The sequence below is a fragment of the Marinospirillum perlucidum genome (assembly GCF_003336805.1).
Classification (GTDB): domain Bacteria; phylum Pseudomonadota; class Gammaproteobacteria; order Pseudomonadales; family Halomonadaceae; genus Marinospirillum; species Marinospirillum perlucidum.
Genome location: NZ_QFWJ01000001.1, coordinates 34,270 through 49,389 on the forward strand (window position 1 = coordinate 34,270; position 15,120 = coordinate 49,389).

Consider the following 15,120-nt stretch of genomic DNA (forward strand, 5'->3'; position numbering starts at 1 on the left):
CTTATAAAGGCGGGTTTATTCCAGCGGCCAGTCCAGCTCTTTACCCAGGGAAGAACTTGGCAGGGCGACACCAAAAGTAAACGCCTTGGGTCTTTCCTCGTTTTGCAGGGCTTCCAGACACCAGCTTTCCAGACGTTCCTGCAGTTCGGTGATCCTGGTATCTGCTGCTGCCGGAACTATAAAGGCTTTGAGCCGGTCACCTTCGGCTGCTGTCATCAAGCGCACACGGGCCTCATGAACTTCCGGAAGGCTTTCCAGCAGGCGGGCAATGCGCTGAGGGTAAACATTGATGCCGCCTACCTGAACAGCCTGGTCGAGGCGCCCACAAGGGTAAAAGTGGCGCTGATCCACCCATTCCAGTTCATCCTGCAGGGGGTAGCGCTGGTGGCGCTGGATATCCAGAAGCAGGTGGGTGTCACGGGTACAGGGCTGCCAGCGGGGTAGAAGGCGATAAGGAGCCTGGGGGTCGGAGCGAAAGCCCACCCCGGCGGTTTCCGTGGCACCATAGATTTCCATCATCTGTAAGCCCTGGCTCTGTAGTTGGTGGAAGACTTCAGGAGCACAGGGGCCGGTCGAGGTGAGGCCCAGTAGACCGTCAGGAAAACGCGAAGAGGTTCGGGCCAGTTGTTGCCAGGCAAAGGGAAAACCAACGATCAAATCACCGGCTTCAAGTTGGGAAGTGGATGCCAGAGCCAGGGCTTCCTGTCCTCTGATGACCGGACAGCCCAGGTATTCCGGCAAGAGCACAGAGAAAAGAAAACCATAGATGTGATGGCAGGGGGCCAAGGCCACCACTCTTTTTAGCGGCTGTTGCAGCAGGGCAGTGAAGAGGCTATCGAAAAACTGGATTTCACCGATCAATTGATCCCAGTCGTGTTCACTGGCTTGAGGCTGGCCGCTACTGCCCGAGGTGGTGAAGGTAAGATGACGGCTGCCCCTTTTACGGGCGGTGGCTATCACCTCGGCCCATTGGCCCAGGCTGTTATAGCGCAGCAGGTAGTCTTCCAGTCCTGATTCATGAATCTGGAAGAATTGCGCAACCCGACTGCCCAGCGCCAGAATTTCCAGGGAATCGGCTTCCAGCGTGGTGCAGTAGCCAGCATCCCGCTGGCGGTAAAAACAGGTTTGCGCATCCCAGTCTTCGGTCAGTAGCTGTCTGGGCTGAGACTTGCGCAATTGGCTCAGCTCATCGGCAACCAGTGATTTTATAATCTCCAAAAGGCTGTTTCGGCTCAGGTCCATGCTGGCCATAGTCGCTCCTTAGCTAAAGCCGTTTGACGAGTATCCAGAAGCTGGCTTCACGGGCAGACTTTTGCATGTGAATTTTGACCCGGGTCGGGCGCATTACATAATCGAAGGTGTATTCAAAAATGACGTTCAAGCGTCCCTGGGCAACACCTTCATCAAAACGCCCCTTGAATTCCGGCTGGTCAGTACAGGGGGCAATATCGCGAAAAAAATTCCTGCCGATGACCTGCTCCGGCTGGCGACCGGTAATGGCCGCTTCAGTGGCGTTGAATTGAAGGATAGTACCTTCTGCGTCGAGTTGTATGGCACCAAAGGCCAGTTCATCCAGTTCTTCCGCAGTCATTTTCGAGAGGACATTTTCCAGACTGCTGGAATCAAAAGACAATAACTCCATATAAACCCTTGCATAACAGTGAGATAAACAAAATTATCACCAGTGTATAGAAAAGCCGGAAGGGGTTTGTATCAAAAAGCCTTAACCGGCTAGCTTTGAAGCCTAGCAGGCCTGACCGGGATTGTTTGGCTAGATGGGCGCCTGCTGTCAGGCCTGGCCTACTACTTTTCTTTGTCGGTGAAATTCTTGTTCAACTAAGACTGGTGCGCATAGGTTTATGTTAAATATTTGTACAGTTATTTTGTGTTGGTTGTTGCATCCACTAAACTGCTATAAAACGCTTGTTAGCTGTAAGATGCCTTGGGTAAAAACGACAAAACAACTCTGTACAAGAATCAGGAGCCTTCCATGCACGCTATGCTTCCCCGCTTGATTGCAACGGATTTTCCCCCTCTAATCCGGGGAGAACTGGAGGTGTTGCAGGCCAATCTCACCTTGACCTGCAACCAGTCCTGCCTGCATTGCCATGTGGCCTCCAGTCCCAAACGCAAGGAGGCGATGAGCCAGGAAACCCTGGATTTACTTCTGGCACTGCTGGACCGTCATCCCGGCATTCATACTCTGGATGTCACTGGTGGGGCGCCAGAATTGCACCCCCGGTTTCGTTGGCTGGTCGAGGAAGCCAGAAAACGTCAGGTTAAGGTGATCGATCGCTGTAACCTCACGATTCTCAGTGAGCCAGGGCAGGAAACGACGGCTGAATTTCTGGCTGAGCAGCAGGTTGAGGTGGTGGCTTCCCTGCCCTGTTATTCGGCAGCCAATGTTGATGCACAACGGGGAGACGGGGTTTTTGAGGCCAGTCTGGCCGGGCTTAAGCAGCTGAATGCCCTGGGCTATGGTCAGGAGGGTTCCGGCCTGCAGCTGAGTCTGGTGTATAACCCCCTGGGACCGAGTCTGCCGCCTGCCCAGGAAGGTCTACAGGAAGCCTACCAGAAGGAGCTTTACGAGCATTTCGGTATCCGTTTCAATCGTCTGCTGACGCTGGCGAATATGCCCATCCAGCGCTTTGGCAGCACTCTGATTAGCCGGGGCGAGTTTGATGCCTATATGGATTTGCTCAAGCAGAGCTACAATCTGGCCACCCTGCCCGGAGTGATGTGCCGCAACACCCTTTCGGTGGATTATCGTGGCCAGGTGTATGATTGTGATTTCAATCAGCAACTGGGCTTGCCCCTGGGCGAGGCGCGTGACGGGGTCTACCTGAAGGATATTCTGGATGCTTCCCTGCAAGGGGAGCCCATTCGTGTCGCCGAGCACTGTTATGGTTGTACTGCCGGTCAGGGCAGTAGTTGTGGTGGTGCCTTGTCATGAGGCCGACCCCTTAAGAAGCAAGCAACGAGGAATCAATTCATGACCTGGGAAGCAGCCTTGCGGCTGGGCATTTTTTTACTGGTTTTATTGGTGGTGGCCAGCCTGGAATTCTGGCGGCCCAAGCGTAGCTGGCGGGAAGCCCGTAAAACCCGCTGGGGCATCAACCTGGGATTGATCGGCCTGAATGTGATCCTGCAGCGCCTGACCCTGGGAGCGGCGGCGGTGCTCATGGCTGTGCATGCCCAGAGCGAGGGCTGGGGGCTGCTCAATCTGGTTGACTGGCCGGGTTGGTTGACCTTCCTGGTGGGCCTGCTGCTACTGGATCTGGCGATCTACCTGCAGCATGTCCTGGCTCATGCCCTGCCGTTTTTCTGGCGCTTGCATCAGGTACACCATGCTGACCTGGATCTGGATGTTACCAGCGGGCTGCGTTTTCATCCGCTGGAAATCCTGCTGTCACTGATTTACAAGGTGCTGGTCGTGGCTGCCCTGGGCTTGAATCCGCTGACTGTCCTGGTGTTCGAGGCACTGCTGAATGCGGCTTCCATGTTCAGCCATGCCAATATCCGCCTGCATCCCCGGCTGGAGCAGGTGCTGCGCTGGTTTATCATTACCCCGGATATGCACCGTATCCATCACTCCGTCTATCGTCAGGAAACCGATAGCAATTTTGGTTTTTTCCTCTCTGTCTGGGATCGTCTTCTGGGCACCTATACCCAGGCACCCAGGGACGGGCATTTGCAGATGGATCTGGGCTTGGCACCCTATCGTGATCAGACGCGTCTGGGCCTGGTCTCCCTGCTGATGATGCCTTTTCGCTCACCTGGCGGGGGGAGTCAATCAGAAGCCGAAGAGGCGTTTGCGCAGCGGTTTAATCGCCATCAACACCAGCAGGGCCAGAGCGATCCCTTCAAGGGGCGCGGGCAGGAGTTCCTGAACACCGGTGGCCTGGGCGACGGGGTTCCAGGTAAAAAACTGGAGAAGCTGATCCAGCAGCCAACCGAGCAGAACACTGACCGAGACAATCGAGAGCAGATAGACGCTCAGCGCGCGACTACCCAGTTCCCGGCGCAGTACCCCCAGGGTCGCCAGACTGGTCACCGGTCCAGCGAGTAGAAATACCAGGGCCATGCCTGGGGAAATGCCGGTTAACAGCAGACCTGCAGCCAGGGGAGTCGCCGCCGTGGCGCAGATGTAGAGGGGGATACCCACCAGGGCCATGAGTAGCAGCGGCCAGAAATCGCCCTGAACCCCGGCCAGGGTTTCCGGTGGCAGGAAGGTGACCAGCACACCTGCCAGCAGCAGCCCGGCAAAAACCCAGAGGCTGATGTCATCGAGCAGATCACTGAAGGCATAAACCAGTCCCTGGCGCAGCTTGGCACTCGTCCCTGTAGGAGGCGCTGCGGGCGTTTCATCACAGCAACCGGATTTTGAGCAGCAGCTTTTATTGGCTGCTTCGGTTTGAACGCCAGCGGCAGGTTCGCAGGTGCGACCGACCAGCCAGCCGGTGGTTATGGCGGTAACCAGGGCACCCACCAGACGTGCCAGGGTCATCACTGGGCCCAGGAGCACGCTGGTCAGCAACAGTGAGTCCACGCCCACGCCGGGGGTGGCAATCAAAAAAGAGGTGGTGGGGCCGCGACCGGCTCCGCCACGATGCAGGGCCAGTGCCGTCGGAATAGAACCACAGGAACACAGGGGCAAAGGCATGCCGATAATAGCTGCCCGCAGGATACTGGCCAATCCCTGACCGCCCATCCAACGTTGCAGGAGACTTTCCGGCAGCCAGGCCTTGATCAGCCCAGCCACCACCAAGCCAAGTAGCAACCAGGGCGCTGCACTGAGAGCAAGGCTTAAAATCGAATTCAGCTCCTGCATCTTCATCACCTCGTTTATTGGTTTCGGGATTACTGCTTAGCTTAAACCCTGTAATCATTACAGGGTCAAGGCTGAATCCTTCGTCCCTCTCAGTGAGTTGACCAGCTTGCGGGCCAAAAAAGTAAAACACAGGTTGCGTTCTGCCTGAATTCATCTAGGTTAAAGACTCCTTTGGCCTTTGTTAGGCTGGAAGCAGGTTATTGCCTGTCCGACCCGGACGTCAGGAGTCTTAGCAAGCATGACCCATCAGAGTGTCGAGTTTTCTCAAGTCCACAAGGGGTTTGCCAACCAGCGTCTTTTTGAAGGCCTGGATCTGGAACTCCCGGCCCAGCAGGTCACGGCTCTGGTGGGGGCCAGTGGCTGTGGTAAATCCACGCTTTTACAAATGATCAATGGGCTGCTGCAGCCGGATGCCGGTCAGGTGCGGGTCTTTGGTGAACCTCTGGATTACCGCGACCTGCCCAGGATTCGCCGTAAAATCGGCTATGCCGTGCAGCAGATCGCGCTTTTCCCGCACTTGACGGTGGCTGCCAATATCGCCGTGATGGCTCGTCTGGAAGGCTGGAGTGAGGCAGCCATGGCTCAGCGCATCAGTAAACTCTTCCAGTTTATGTATCTGGATGAGGCACTTCTGGAACGCTATCCCCACGAAATTTCCGGGGGCCAGGCCCAACGGGTCGGGCTTTGCCGGGCCATGATGCTGGACCCGCCCCTGCTGCTACTGGATGAAGCCTTTTCTGCCGTGGACCCCATTACCCGGGTGGATGTGCATTCGCGTTTCCAGGCCTTGCAGGAAGCCGAGGCACGCAGTGTCGTGCTGGTCACCCATGATATGCAGGAAGCGCTGAAACTGGCTGACTATCTGGTGGTTCTGGAGCCTGGTCGAGTCCTCCAGGCAGCGGTCCCGGAGGAGGTGGTTCGCCAACCCGCCAATGAACAGGTGGCTCGCCTGCTGGAGGCACGCTGATGCAACGTTTGCTGGTTTTTTTGATGGCTTGGCTCCTGGCAGGTCTGGCACCGGCAGCAACCCTGACTGTTGGCTCCAAGCTGGATAGTGAAGGACGCCTGCTGGGTGAAATCTTTGCACAAAAACTGGAAGCCTCCGGGTTCGAGGTGGAACGGCAACTGGGCCTGGGCAGTACCTCCGTTGCCTGGCAGGCACTGCTGAGCGGGGAAATTGATGTTTATCCCGAATACACTGGCACCCTGGCGTTAAGCCTGCTGGAGCTGGATTCGACGCCGGGTCGGCCTCGCCTGAACCGCGAATTGCAGGAAGTGGATCTGATCGCTCTGCCAGCTCTGGGGTTTAACAATACCTATGCCCTGACCATGAAGCAGTCCCAGGCTGAAGAGCTAGGCATAGAGCGGATCGGTGATTTGGCCGAGCATCCGCAGCTGCGCCTGGGGCTTTCCCATGAATTTATCCAGCGTAATGATGGCTGGCCCGGTCTCAAGGAGCGTTATGGTCTGCCTTTCACCCCGCGCGGGGTGGAACACGGTCTGGCTTATGAAGCCATCAATGCCGATCGCATCGACCTGACCGACGCCTATTCCACGGATGGGGATCTGGAGCGTTTTCAGTTGGTATTGCTGGACGATAATCTGGATTATTTTCCCCAGTATCTGGCGCTACCCTTGGCCAGGGCCAGCCTGTCCGCCCGAGCCCAGGCCAGCCTGTCGGAATTGGCCGGTCTTCTTGACGAAACTCGTATGCAGGCCCTCAACGCCCGGATTGCCACCCAGGAAGGCAGCTTTGCCCAGGTAGCCGAAGACTTTCTGCAAGAAGAAGGCCTGCTGGATGCTGGTCGTGAAGGTCAGGCTTCCGGGCGTAAATGGGATAAGCTGGGCACCAATCTGCTGGAGCATTTGCAGTTGACCCTCCTGGCCTTGCTGCTGGCTTGTCTGGTGGGGCTACCCCTGGCCATTCTGGTCTATCGCAGTCCGCGTCTTTCTCAGGGCGTGCTCTATGTGGCTGGTCTTTTACAAACCATCCCTTCCATCGCTCTGCTGGCGCTGATGATTCCTCTGTTCGGCATCGGTTTTTTACCCGCCATTATCGCGCTATTTCTGTATTCCCTCCTGCCGATCGTCAGGGCGGCGATTACCTCTTTGCTGACCATCAATCCGCTGCTGGTCCAGGTCAGCTCGGGGATGGGGATGACGGCCAGTGAGCAGCTCAGGCATATTCTTCTGCCTCTGGCCGCTCCCAACCTCCTGGTGGGGATCAAGACGGCGGCGATTATCAATATCGGCACAGCCACCCTGGCGGCCTTTATCGGAGCCGGAGGCTTGGGGGAACCCATCGTCACCGGCCTGGCTTTAAATGATCATACCCTGGTGCTCTATGGGGCGGTTCCGGCAGCCTTGATGGCGATTATCACCGAATTGCTGTTTAACCTGGCTGAACGCCGCTGGATTCCAGCCCACTTGCGGGGGGTACAAGCCAAGGCCTAATGCCTTGTTAGGTGAACCGGCTGTGACTAAGCTAGCCCTCAAACTATTACAGGGTTGGAGAAGTGGATGTCAGCTGTTTTGCAAATCGGTGAAGTGGCCCGGCGCAGTGGTTGTTCGCGAGAAACCCTGCGTCACTACGAAAAACTGGGTCTGTTATCACCACCTCAAAGGGGTGAACAGGGCTATCGCTTGTATACCCCGGAGGATGTGGAGCGTTTGGCCTTTATCCGCCATGGTCGTGAGCTGGGGCTGGAACTCGAAGCGATCCGTGAACTGCTGGCCTTGTCGGACCATCCGGATGCCGACTGCACGGCTGCGGACGATCTGGCCAGTCGTCATCTGCAGGCTTTGGAAGAACGTATTGCTTCTTTGCAAGCCTTGGCAGATGAACTCAAAGAGGTCGTGCACCAGTGCCGGGGAGGGAAAATTGCCGAATGCCGGATTATCAAGACCCTGTTTGAGTCCAGTGAGAAAGAGGGTGGCAGGGAATCAAGGCTGGGTTCAATCCGTGATCAGAATCCATAAAAAAACCCGGAAGGTGGCCGGGTTTTTTATTAAAAAAGCTTAGGAAACCTCTGATTAACTATTGCACTTGCTCATACTGCGTTGAAATTGATCTCAAAATGCTCATTTACCCACTGTAAACTCTGCTTTCTCGTTCAATTTCGCTGGCGACCTACACGGATGTAGGAAGTGCTGGAATTTATCAGGAATAAATTCAGCCCTAACCTGCGCTCATTACGTTAATTAGAGGCTTCTTAGGCTTTTTTCAGCTGCTTCTTCAGCTTTTTCAGTTTCTTTTCCTGCTTGGCTACTTTTTCTTTCAGCTTCTTCTTGGTCTTGGACATCTTCTTCTCCATAAATTTCTTTAGTCGATACTGCATTTTTAGATTAGTTATATTAATTGAATTTGTCAAAAAAACAGCACAGAGCTGTAATATCGGTGTGCTTGCAGAGACTAAGAGCTAGAATCAATTGATAAAAAAGGATCGGGCATGTTGAAAAAACTTCTGTTGTTAACGGCTGTTCTGGCTCTGGTCGTGGTGGTTTGGCAACTGGGCTGGCTGGAGCTTTTGACCTTTGATCAGCTCAAGGCCCAGCAGGCTGAACTTCTGAATTTCCGCGATGCCCGTCCCTGGTTGCTGAGTGGCCTCTTTTTTCTTTTTTATGTCGGAGTCACTGCGCTGTCTTTACCCGGTGCAGCCATTATGACTCTTGCCGCTGGCGCTATTTTTGGTCTGGCCTGGGGCGTGCTGCTGGTTTCCTTTGCTTCCACCCTGGGGGCAACCCTGGCCATGCTGGTTTCCCGCTTCCTGCTGCGTGACTGGGTCCAGCAGAAAATGACCCGCAGCATGCAGAAGCTGGATGCCGGCATCGAAAAGGAAGGTGCCTTCTATCTTTTTGCCCTGCGTCTGGTGCCAGCTTTTCCCTTTTTTGTGATCAATCTGGTGATGGGGCTGACCGCAATTCGCGTGGCGACCTACTGGTGGGTCAGTCAGTTGGGCATGCTGGCGGGTACCCTGGTTTACGTCAATGCCGGTACCCAGTTAGCACAGATCGAGAGCCCTGGCGATATTCTTTCTCCTGGCTTGTTGCTTTCCTTTGCTCTGCTCGGTTTTTTTCCGTTGCTGGCACGCAGGCTATTGCAGTGGTTTCAAAGCTGCAAGGTCTTCAGCCGCTGGCAGCGTCCACGCCAGTTTGATACCAATCTGCTGGTCATAGGCGCTGGTAGTGGGGGCCTGGTGGCGGCCTATATTGCCGCAGCAGTCAAAGCCAGGGTGACTCTGGTAGAAAAAAACCGGATGGGGGGTGATTGTCTGAATACGGGCTGTGTTCCTTCCAAGGCCCTGTTGCGCACGGCTCGCCTGGCCCAGGAAATGCGTACAGCCGATCACTTGGGTTTACCAAGCCGGGAGCCCGAGGTGGATTTTGAGCAGGTCATGCAACGCATTCAGCAGGTGATTCAGCAGATTCAGCCGCATGATTCCGTGGAGCGCTACACAGGGTTGGGAGTGGAAGTGAAAGAAGGGCAGGCACGTTTGCTTTCGCCCTGGGAAGTGGAAGTAACCCTGAACACCGGTGAGGTCGAGCGGATAACCAGTCGCAGTATTATTCTGGCGACGGGTGCTGAACCCCTGGTGCCGGATTTACCGGGACTGGATAGTGTGGATTATTTGACCTCCGATAATCTCTGGTCGCTGCGTGAACTGCCGCAACGGCTGCTGGTACTGGGGGGTGGCCCCATCGGTTGTGAACTCAGCCAGGCTTTTCAGCGTCTGGGGTCCCAGGTGACCCAGATCGAGCGGGGTGAGCAGCTCCTGCCGCGTGAGGATACCGATGCCAGTCACGCTGTGCTTGAAAAAATGCAGGCCGTAGGAGTGGCGGTCAAACTGGGTCATCAGGCTGTACGGATCGAAAAGCGTGGCCAGCAACAGTATCTGATTGCGACTGGCCCTGAAGGTGAAGAGGTGGCGCTGGCCTTTGATCGCCTCTTGGTCGCTGTGGGTCGCAAGCCTCGACTCAAGGGTTATGGTCTGGAAGAACTGGGTCTCTTACCGGAAGCGGGTCAAACCCTGGAAACCAATGCCTATCTGCAAACGCTTTACCCTAATATTTTTGCCTGTGGTGATCTGGTGGGCCCCTATCAATTAACCCACGCTGCTTCTCATCAGGCCTGGCATGCCACCGTCAATGCCCTCTTTGGCCACCTGAAAAGCTTCAAAGTGGATTATTCCTATCTGCCCTGGGCCACCTTTACCGATCCTGAAGTAGCCCGCGTGGGTTTGAACGAAAAGGAAGCCAGAGAAAAGGGCATTGCCTATGAAGTGACCCACTATGGCATCGATGATCTGGATCGGGCTCTGGCTGATGGACAGGCCTATGGTTTTGTCAAAGTCCTGACCCCTCCGGGCAAGGACAGGATTCTAGGCGTGACCCTGGTGGGAGCCCAGGCTGGTGACTTGATTGCTGAATTTGTTCTGGCCATGAAGCATGGATTGGGCATGAATAAACTCCTGGGCACGATTCATATCTACCCGACCCTGACCGAGGCCAACAAGTTTGCAGCGGGTAACTGGAAAAAAGCCCATGCCCCTCAGCGTGTTTTGCGTTGGCTGGCCATCTATCATCGTTGGCGACGAAAATCCTGAATCCCAGTTGAACAAGCTTTCCTACTTAGTGCTATTGGTTTTCAGCTGGGTGAGAGGGGCAGCCGGGGTGCTCGCCTGTGGCCGAGAGGTGTAGTCGGGAATACCAGGCTTCGGCTTCCCGCCCGGTGTTATCGGCATCGGTCATGATGGCCAGGGCCTGGATTTGTGGATCAGAGTTATTGAAATAGCGGGCAAAGTCTTTTTGCAAGTGTCTGCTTTCAGGCAACCAGCGGTTGATCTCTGTCGGCCCGGATCGTAAAGCCAGCAGGTGGGCGCGTTCGGTGAAAGCACTGGGCCAGGCACTGCCTTGAGGTTGCTCACTGGCCCAGACATAATTCAGGGCTTGAACCTGCCAGCGGAAAAAACCGGTGGATGCCACCACATAGAGACGGGCAGGATAATCATCGCCCTCGCGGGTGGTTTCATCGATGCCTGGATAGGTGTTGCTGACTTGCCAGCACCAGTGCAACCAGGGGGTTGCTGCCAGATCCACTTGTCCCTCCCAGACCAGACCGGATGCAGCTCCTTGGGTCTGGGCAAAAAGGACGGCAGTATTCCCGGCCTGAACACTCAGGTAGCGGGTTAGGTCGTGAAAGCTTTCACGTTCCCATTCCTCTAAGTCTGAGGGTGTAAACCCCGGTGGCTGTGATCCGGCTTGAGCGCCAGTCGCTACCCATCCCAGCAGTAGGCCAAGCAACAGGGGTCGTGGTGATTTGCAAAACATGGCAAGATCCTCAGGCGATTAAGCAAAAACCAGCTGGGAAACCTCTGATTAACTATTGCGCTTGCTTATGCTGCGTTGAAATTGGCCTCAAAATGCTCATTTACTACTTGTAAACTCCGCTTTTTCGTTCAATTTCGCTGGCGACCTACACGGATGTAGGAAGTGCTGGAATTTATCAGGAATAAATTCAGCCCTAACCTGCGCTCATCACGTTGATCAGAGGCTCCCTAGGCCTGTTAACTGCAGCTTAGGTTATTTAAATAGGGTGAAGCCATTTGATTTTAGCCAGTCTTATTCTTCCTGTGCTTAATGAAGAGACTACTCTGCCGTCCTTGCTAACTGCCTTGCAACCCTTGAGAAGCGCCGGGGTGGAGGTGATTCTGGTGGATGGCGGCAGTCAGGATGCAACCTGCAAACTGGCTCTGGGGCAGGTGGATCAGCTATTGCAAGCACCTCCGGGCAGGGCGGGCCAGATGAATCTGGGGGCTCAGGCAGCCCAGGGTCCTTGGCTGTTTTTTCTGCATGCGGATACCTCGCTGACCCCGGAGGCCAGTGATCGACTTTTGCAGGTGGCCGCTGGCGAAGAAGCGGCCTGGGGACGCTTTGATGTTTGTATTCTGGGGCAGGCAAGGTTGCTAAGACTGGTTGCCCTGCTGATGAACCTGCGCTCACGCTGGACCGGCATAGCAACCGGTGATCAGTTGATCTTTATGCATCAGGCGTTGTTTCATGCCCTGGGCGGTTATCCGGAGCAACCGCTGATGGAGGATATTGAAATCAGCAAGCGCCTGAAAAAGATGCAGCGCCCCTGGTGCCTGCGGGAAAAGGTGCTGACTTCGGGTCGGCGTTGGGAGCAAAAAGGCCTTTGGCGCACCATCTTTTTAATGTGGCGTTTACGCTGGCGCTACTGGCGGGGAACTCCGGCCCGTGAACTGGTGAAGGCCTACTATCCATGACCCCGGAAATTGCTGTTTTGGCCAGAGCTCCGGTTCCCGGCCAGTGTAAAACCCGCCTTTTATCGGAATTCACCCCGGAAGAAGCTGCCGCGATCCAGGCGGAATTAACCAGGGATACGCTTAGCCAGGCCCTGGCTGCTGACCTGGGGCCGGTGACTCTCTGGACTGCTGGAGATAGCGAGCATCCATTTTTCATGCAACTGCTTCAGCACTACCCGCAATTGCAGCTTAAGCCCCAACCTCCAGGTGATCTGGGCCAGAAGATGCACCTGATTTTTACTGCCACTGGCTGGCCCTGTTTGTTGCTGGGCAGTGATTGCCCGGTGATTACGGCATCTCTCCTGCGGCAGGTGGCCGAGGCTTTGCGCCAGGTGGATGCTGTTTTTTTACCGGCAGAAGACGGAGGCTATGGTCTGGTAGGTTTGCACTCGCCCTGTCAGGGCTTGTTTAACCAGGTACCCTGGGGGAGTAACCAGGTCATGACAGAGACCCGCAAGCTCTTGCAAAAGGAAAAACTGGTCTGGTCGGAAGTAGCCAGTATCTGGGATGTGGATTACCCTGAAGATGTGCGACGTTATCAGAAATTCAAGGAAAAGGCTGAAGCAAGTCGGTAAGCCTGCTAAGCTTGACTGAATTGCTTGGTTTTTAGTTGGAGTAGGAGAGACGTCATGTCCACAGGTCAGGGATGTTCCTTGTCTAGGTTGTGCATCCTTTTGTTTGCCCTGCTCCCTGTCTGGTCTGTGCAGGCCGAGCATCAGGTTAGGGTGGGCATCTATGACAATCCTCCCAAGATTTTTGTTTCCGATGCCGGTGAGCCCAGCGGGATACTGGTCGAGGTTCTGCAGGCTATTGCCTCACGGGAAGGCTGGACGCTGGAGTTTCAACCCTGTACCTGGCAGGAATGCCTGGCCTTGCTGGAAGCAGGCCAGCTGGATCTGATGCCGGATGTCGCCCTGAGTGAAGAACGTCTTGAGCGCTTTGCCTTTCATCAGGTTCCTGCCCTGGATAGCTGGTCGCAAATCTACCGGGACCCGGCGGTACATCTGGAGTCCTTGCTGGATTTACAGGGTAAGCGAATTGCATTGCTGGAAGGCAGTGTCCAGCAACCCGCCCTGAATCATCTGCTGGAAGGTTTCGAGCTGGATTATATCCCGATAGCCGTGGCTTCTCTGGATGAGGCTTTTGCCCGGGTCGCTGCAGGCGAAGCTGATGCAGCCATTTCCAACTACCAGTTCGGCGGTTATCGGGCAGCGGATTATGGGCTGCGGGAAACCCCGATCGTTTTGATGCCCAGCCAACTCTACTATGCGGCCCCTCAAGAGGAAGCCCATTTATTTCTGCCTACCCTGGATAGCTACCTGGAAGACTGGCGCTCCTCGGCTGCATCTCCCTATTACGATATCCTGCGTCGCTGGGGTGGCCGCGAACCGGAAACCCTTGTACCTGCTTATCTGACTCGAGTGTTAACAGCCCTGGTGCTATTGGGGTTGCTGCTGTTGGCGGGCGTCCTCTTCTTGCGTCGAAAGGTTCGGGAGCGTACACGCGAGCTGGAAGCCCTGAATCAGCATCTGGAGCACCTGGCTCACTATGATCTGTTAACCGGTCTGCCCAATCGTCTGCTTTTGACCGAGAAGCTGCAGATTGCCATGCAGGAAGCCGATGAGCGCCAGGAGCTACTCTTGGTTGCCTTTATTGATCTGGATGCTTTCAAACAGATTAATGATCGTTATGGCAACAAAAGGGGAGACCAACTGCTCAAAGCCATCAGTCGTGAGCTGCAGTGCCACCTGGATGATCAGGCCTGTCTGGGGCGTGTAGGGGGTGATGAATTTGTTCTGGTTCTCAGGCAGCTTGAAGACTGCCAGACGGGTAAACACTTGAGTGGCCAGCTACTGAATTTGCTGGCCCAGCCCTTTCAGCTGGATTGTCTGCAGGTCAAAATTTCCGGCAGTATGGGGCTGTGCTTTTACCCTCAGGAAGGTATTTCCACGGCCGATCAGTTAATCCGTCAGGCTAATCAGGCCATGTATCAGGCCAAGCTGGAAGGCAAGAATGGCTGTTATGAATTTGATGCTGAAAAAGACCGCTATGTGCGCGGCTATTACGAAACCCTAGAAAGAATTCGCCAGGGGCTGCATGAGGAAGAACTGCTGCTCTATTATCAACCCAAGGTGAATTTGCGTACAGGACGGGTAATCGGCGTAGAAGCCCTGATTCGCTGGCAGCATCCGCAACGCGGTCTCTTGCCGCCAGCAGCCTTCCTGCCGGTGGTGGAAGGGCAGCCACTGGATGCCGAACTGGGTCACTGGGTTCTGCAAAGGGCATTACAGCAGCTATCAGCCTGGCAGGCTGAGGGGCTGGTGTTGCCCATCAGTATCAATATTTCTGCTTATCATCTGCAAACACCTGATTTTGTCAGTCAACTCAGATCGGCTTTGGCGCACTTTCCACATCTGCGGCCAGAGCACCTAGAACTGGAAGTACTGGAAACCAGTGCGCTCGAGGATGTACTTCAGATTTCCGAGGTGATGCGAGCAGTCCATAAACTGGGGGTGGGCTTTGCACTGGATGATTTCGGGACCGGCTATTCCTCCCTGACTTATCTTAAACGTCTGCCAGCCGATTTATTGAAAATCGACCGCAGTTTTGTGCTGGATCTGCTGGAGGATGAAGAGGATCGCGCCCTGGTGGAAGGGGTGATACGCCTGGCGGCCGCTTTTCAGCGTCAGGTGTTGGCTGAAGGGGTGGAAACCCGTGCCCAGGGTGAATGCCTCCTGCAACTGGGCTGTGAACTGGTGCAAGGCTATGGTATTGCCAGGCCCCTTCCTGCTGAAGAAATTCCAGCCTGGGTTGAGCGCTGGGAAAAAAATGAGGCCTGGGATTTTCAAAAATTGGTCAGTGCCTGAAAACGGACTTTTTGAGGTTGATTTAAACGCAGTAGAAGGCAGGATTCACTCCTGATGAATCCCTGCACTTCCCACCGGCATGTGGGTCGCAGCACAGTAA

General features: G+C 55.1%; 12 protein-coding genes and 1 pseudogene. 9 read left to right on the forward strand and 4 right to left on the reverse strand.

Annotated elements, in window-relative coordinates:
• Window positions 1-15: 15 nt before the first annotated feature.
• Together DFK18_RS00155 and pyp are read right to left on the reverse strand one after the other, a co-directional pair.
• Window positions 16-1,251, reverse strand: coding sequence for an AMP-binding protein (locus DFK18_RS00155; protein WP_114416188.1), 1,236 nt, complete (start codon window positions 1,249-1,251; stop codon window positions 16-18).
• 13 nt (window positions 1,252-1,264) lie between these two features.
• The gene (pyp, locus tag DFK18_RS00160) at window positions 1,265-1,642 is read right to left on the reverse strand and encodes a photoactive yellow protein (protein ID WP_114416189.1); all 378 of its coding nucleotides are present in this window, start codon (window positions 1,640-1,642) and stop codon (window positions 1,265-1,267) included.
• Window positions 1,643-1,990: 348 nt separating this feature from the next.
• Here pyp and arsS point away from each other — a divergent pair, with 348 nt between their 5' ends.
• Window positions 1,991-2,953, forward strand: coding sequence for an arsenosugar biosynthesis radical SAM (seleno)protein ArsS (gene arsS / locus DFK18_RS00165; protein WP_114416190.1), 963 nt, complete (start codon window positions 1,991-1,993; stop codon window positions 2,951-2,953).
• Between the two features lie 228 nt (window positions 2,954-3,181).
• Window positions 3,182-3,652: pseudogene (locus DFK18_RS14605) on the forward strand (sterol desaturase family protein); the annotation flags it as partial.
• 141 nt (window positions 3,653-3,793) lie between these two features.
• On the opposite strand, the gene DFK18_RS00175 reads toward DFK18_RS14605, so the two are convergent.
• Window positions 3,794-4,831 (reverse strand): SO_0444 family Cu/Zn efflux transporter, encoded by a 1,038-nt coding sequence (locus DFK18_RS00175; RefSeq protein WP_218563861.1) that lies wholly within the window; start codon window positions 4,829-4,831, stop codon window positions 3,794-3,796.
• 238 nt (window positions 4,832-5,069) lie between these two features.
• Here DFK18_RS00175 and DFK18_RS00180 point away from each other — a divergent pair, with 238 nt between their 5' ends.
• From DFK18_RS00180 to DFK18_RS00195, 4 genes are all read left to right on the forward strand, one after another.
• Window positions 5,070-5,798, forward strand: a complete 729-nt coding sequence (locus DFK18_RS00180; RefSeq protein WP_114416192.1) for an ATP-binding cassette domain-containing protein — start codon at window positions 5,070-5,072, stop codon at window positions 5,796-5,798.
• Window positions 5,798-7,285, forward strand: a complete 1,488-nt coding sequence (locus DFK18_RS00185; protein ID WP_114416193.1) for a glycine betaine ABC transporter substrate-binding protein — start codon at window positions 5,798-5,800, stop codon at window positions 7,283-7,285. The genes DFK18_RS00180 and DFK18_RS00185 overlap by 1 nt, the downstream gene beginning before the upstream one ends.
• 66 nt (window positions 7,286-7,351) lie before the next feature.
• Window positions 7,352-7,810 carry a MerR family transcriptional regulator gene (locus DFK18_RS00190; RefSeq protein WP_114416194.1) on the forward strand — a complete coding sequence of 153 codons (459 nt, stop codon included), beginning with the start codon at window positions 7,352-7,354 and terminating at the stop codon, window positions 7,808-7,810.
• Window positions 7,811-8,280: 470 nt separating this feature from the next.
• Window positions 8,281-10,434, forward strand: a complete 2,154-nt coding sequence (locus tag DFK18_RS00195; protein WP_178006162.1) for an FAD-dependent oxidoreductase — start codon at window positions 8,281-8,283, stop codon at window positions 10,432-10,434.
• Window positions 10,435-10,465: 31 nt separating this feature from the next.
• On the opposite strand, the gene DFK18_RS00200 is transcribed toward DFK18_RS00195, so the two are convergent.
• Entirely contained in the window at window positions 10,466-11,158 is a 693-nt protein-coding gene (locus tag DFK18_RS00200) for a DUF3047 domain-containing protein (RefSeq protein ID WP_114416195.1), read from the reverse strand.
• Between the two features lie 275 nt (window positions 11,159-11,433).
• On the opposite strand from DFK18_RS00200, the gene DFK18_RS00205 reads away from it, so the two are divergent.
• The 3 genes from DFK18_RS00205 to DFK18_RS00215 are packed head-to-tail and all read left to right on the forward strand — an operon-like array spanning window position 11,434 to window position 15,020.
• Window positions 11,434-12,114 carry a TIGR04283 family arsenosugar biosynthesis glycosyltransferase gene (locus DFK18_RS00205; protein ID WP_281269745.1) on the forward strand — a complete coding sequence of 227 codons (681 nt, stop codon included), beginning with the start codon at window positions 11,434-11,436 and terminating at the stop codon, window positions 12,112-12,114.
• On the forward strand, window positions 12,111-12,728 hold the full coding sequence (locus tag DFK18_RS00210) for a TIGR04282 family arsenosugar biosynthesis glycosyltransferase (RefSeq protein WP_114416196.1): 618 nt from the start codon (window positions 12,111-12,113) through the stop codon (window positions 12,726-12,728). The genes DFK18_RS00205 and DFK18_RS00210 overlap by 4 nt, the downstream gene beginning before the upstream one ends.
• Window positions 12,729-12,782: 54 nt before the next feature.
• On the forward strand, window positions 12,783-15,020 hold the full coding sequence (locus tag DFK18_RS00215; RefSeq protein WP_114416197.1) for an EAL domain-containing protein: 2,238 nt from the start codon (window positions 12,783-12,785) through the stop codon (window positions 15,018-15,020).
• Window positions 15,021-15,120: the final 100 nt, after the last annotated feature.

Bases quoted from the DNA above. Each gene is read 5' to 3' on its own strand.
- DFK18_RS00155 (WP_114416188.1), bottom strand. From the start codon at position 1,251: ATGGCCAGCATGGACCTGAGCCGAAACAGCCTTTTGGAGATTATAAAA.
- pyp (WP_114416189.1), bottom strand. From the start codon at position 1,642: ATGGAGTTATTGTCTTTTGATTCCAGCAGTCTGGAAAATGTCCTCTCG.
- arsS (WP_114416190.1), top strand. From the start codon at position 1,991: ATGCACGCTATGCTTCCCCGCTTGATTGCAACGGATTTTCCCCCTCTA.
- DFK18_RS00175 (WP_218563861.1), bottom strand. From the start codon at position 4,831: ATGCAGGAGCTGAATTCGATTTTAAGCCTTGCTCTCAGTGCAGCGCCC.
- DFK18_RS00180 (WP_114416192.1), top strand. From the start codon at position 5,070: ATGACCCATCAGAGTGTCGAGTTTTCTCAAGTCCACAAGGGGTTTGCC.
- DFK18_RS00185 (WP_114416193.1), top strand. From the start codon at position 5,798: ATGCAACGTTTGCTGGTTTTTTTGATGGCTTGGCTCCTGGCAGGTCTG.
- DFK18_RS00190 (WP_114416194.1), top strand. From the start codon at position 7,352: ATGTCAGCTGTTTTGCAAATCGGTGAAGTGGCCCGGCGCAGTGGTTGT.
- DFK18_RS00195 (WP_178006162.1), top strand. From the start codon at position 8,281: ATGTTGAAAAAACTTCTGTTGTTAACGGCTGTTCTGGCTCTGGTCGTG.
- DFK18_RS00200 (WP_114416195.1), bottom strand. From the start codon at position 11,158: ATGTTTTGCAAATCACCACGACCCCTGTTGCTTGGCCTACTGCTGGGA.
- DFK18_RS00210 (WP_114416196.1), top strand. From the start codon at position 12,111: ATGACCCCGGAAATTGCTGTTTTGGCCAGAGCTCCGGTTCCCGGCCAG.
- DFK18_RS00215 (WP_114416197.1), top strand. From the start codon at position 12,783: ATGTCCACAGGTCAGGGATGTTCCTTGTCTAGGTTGTGCATCCTTTTG.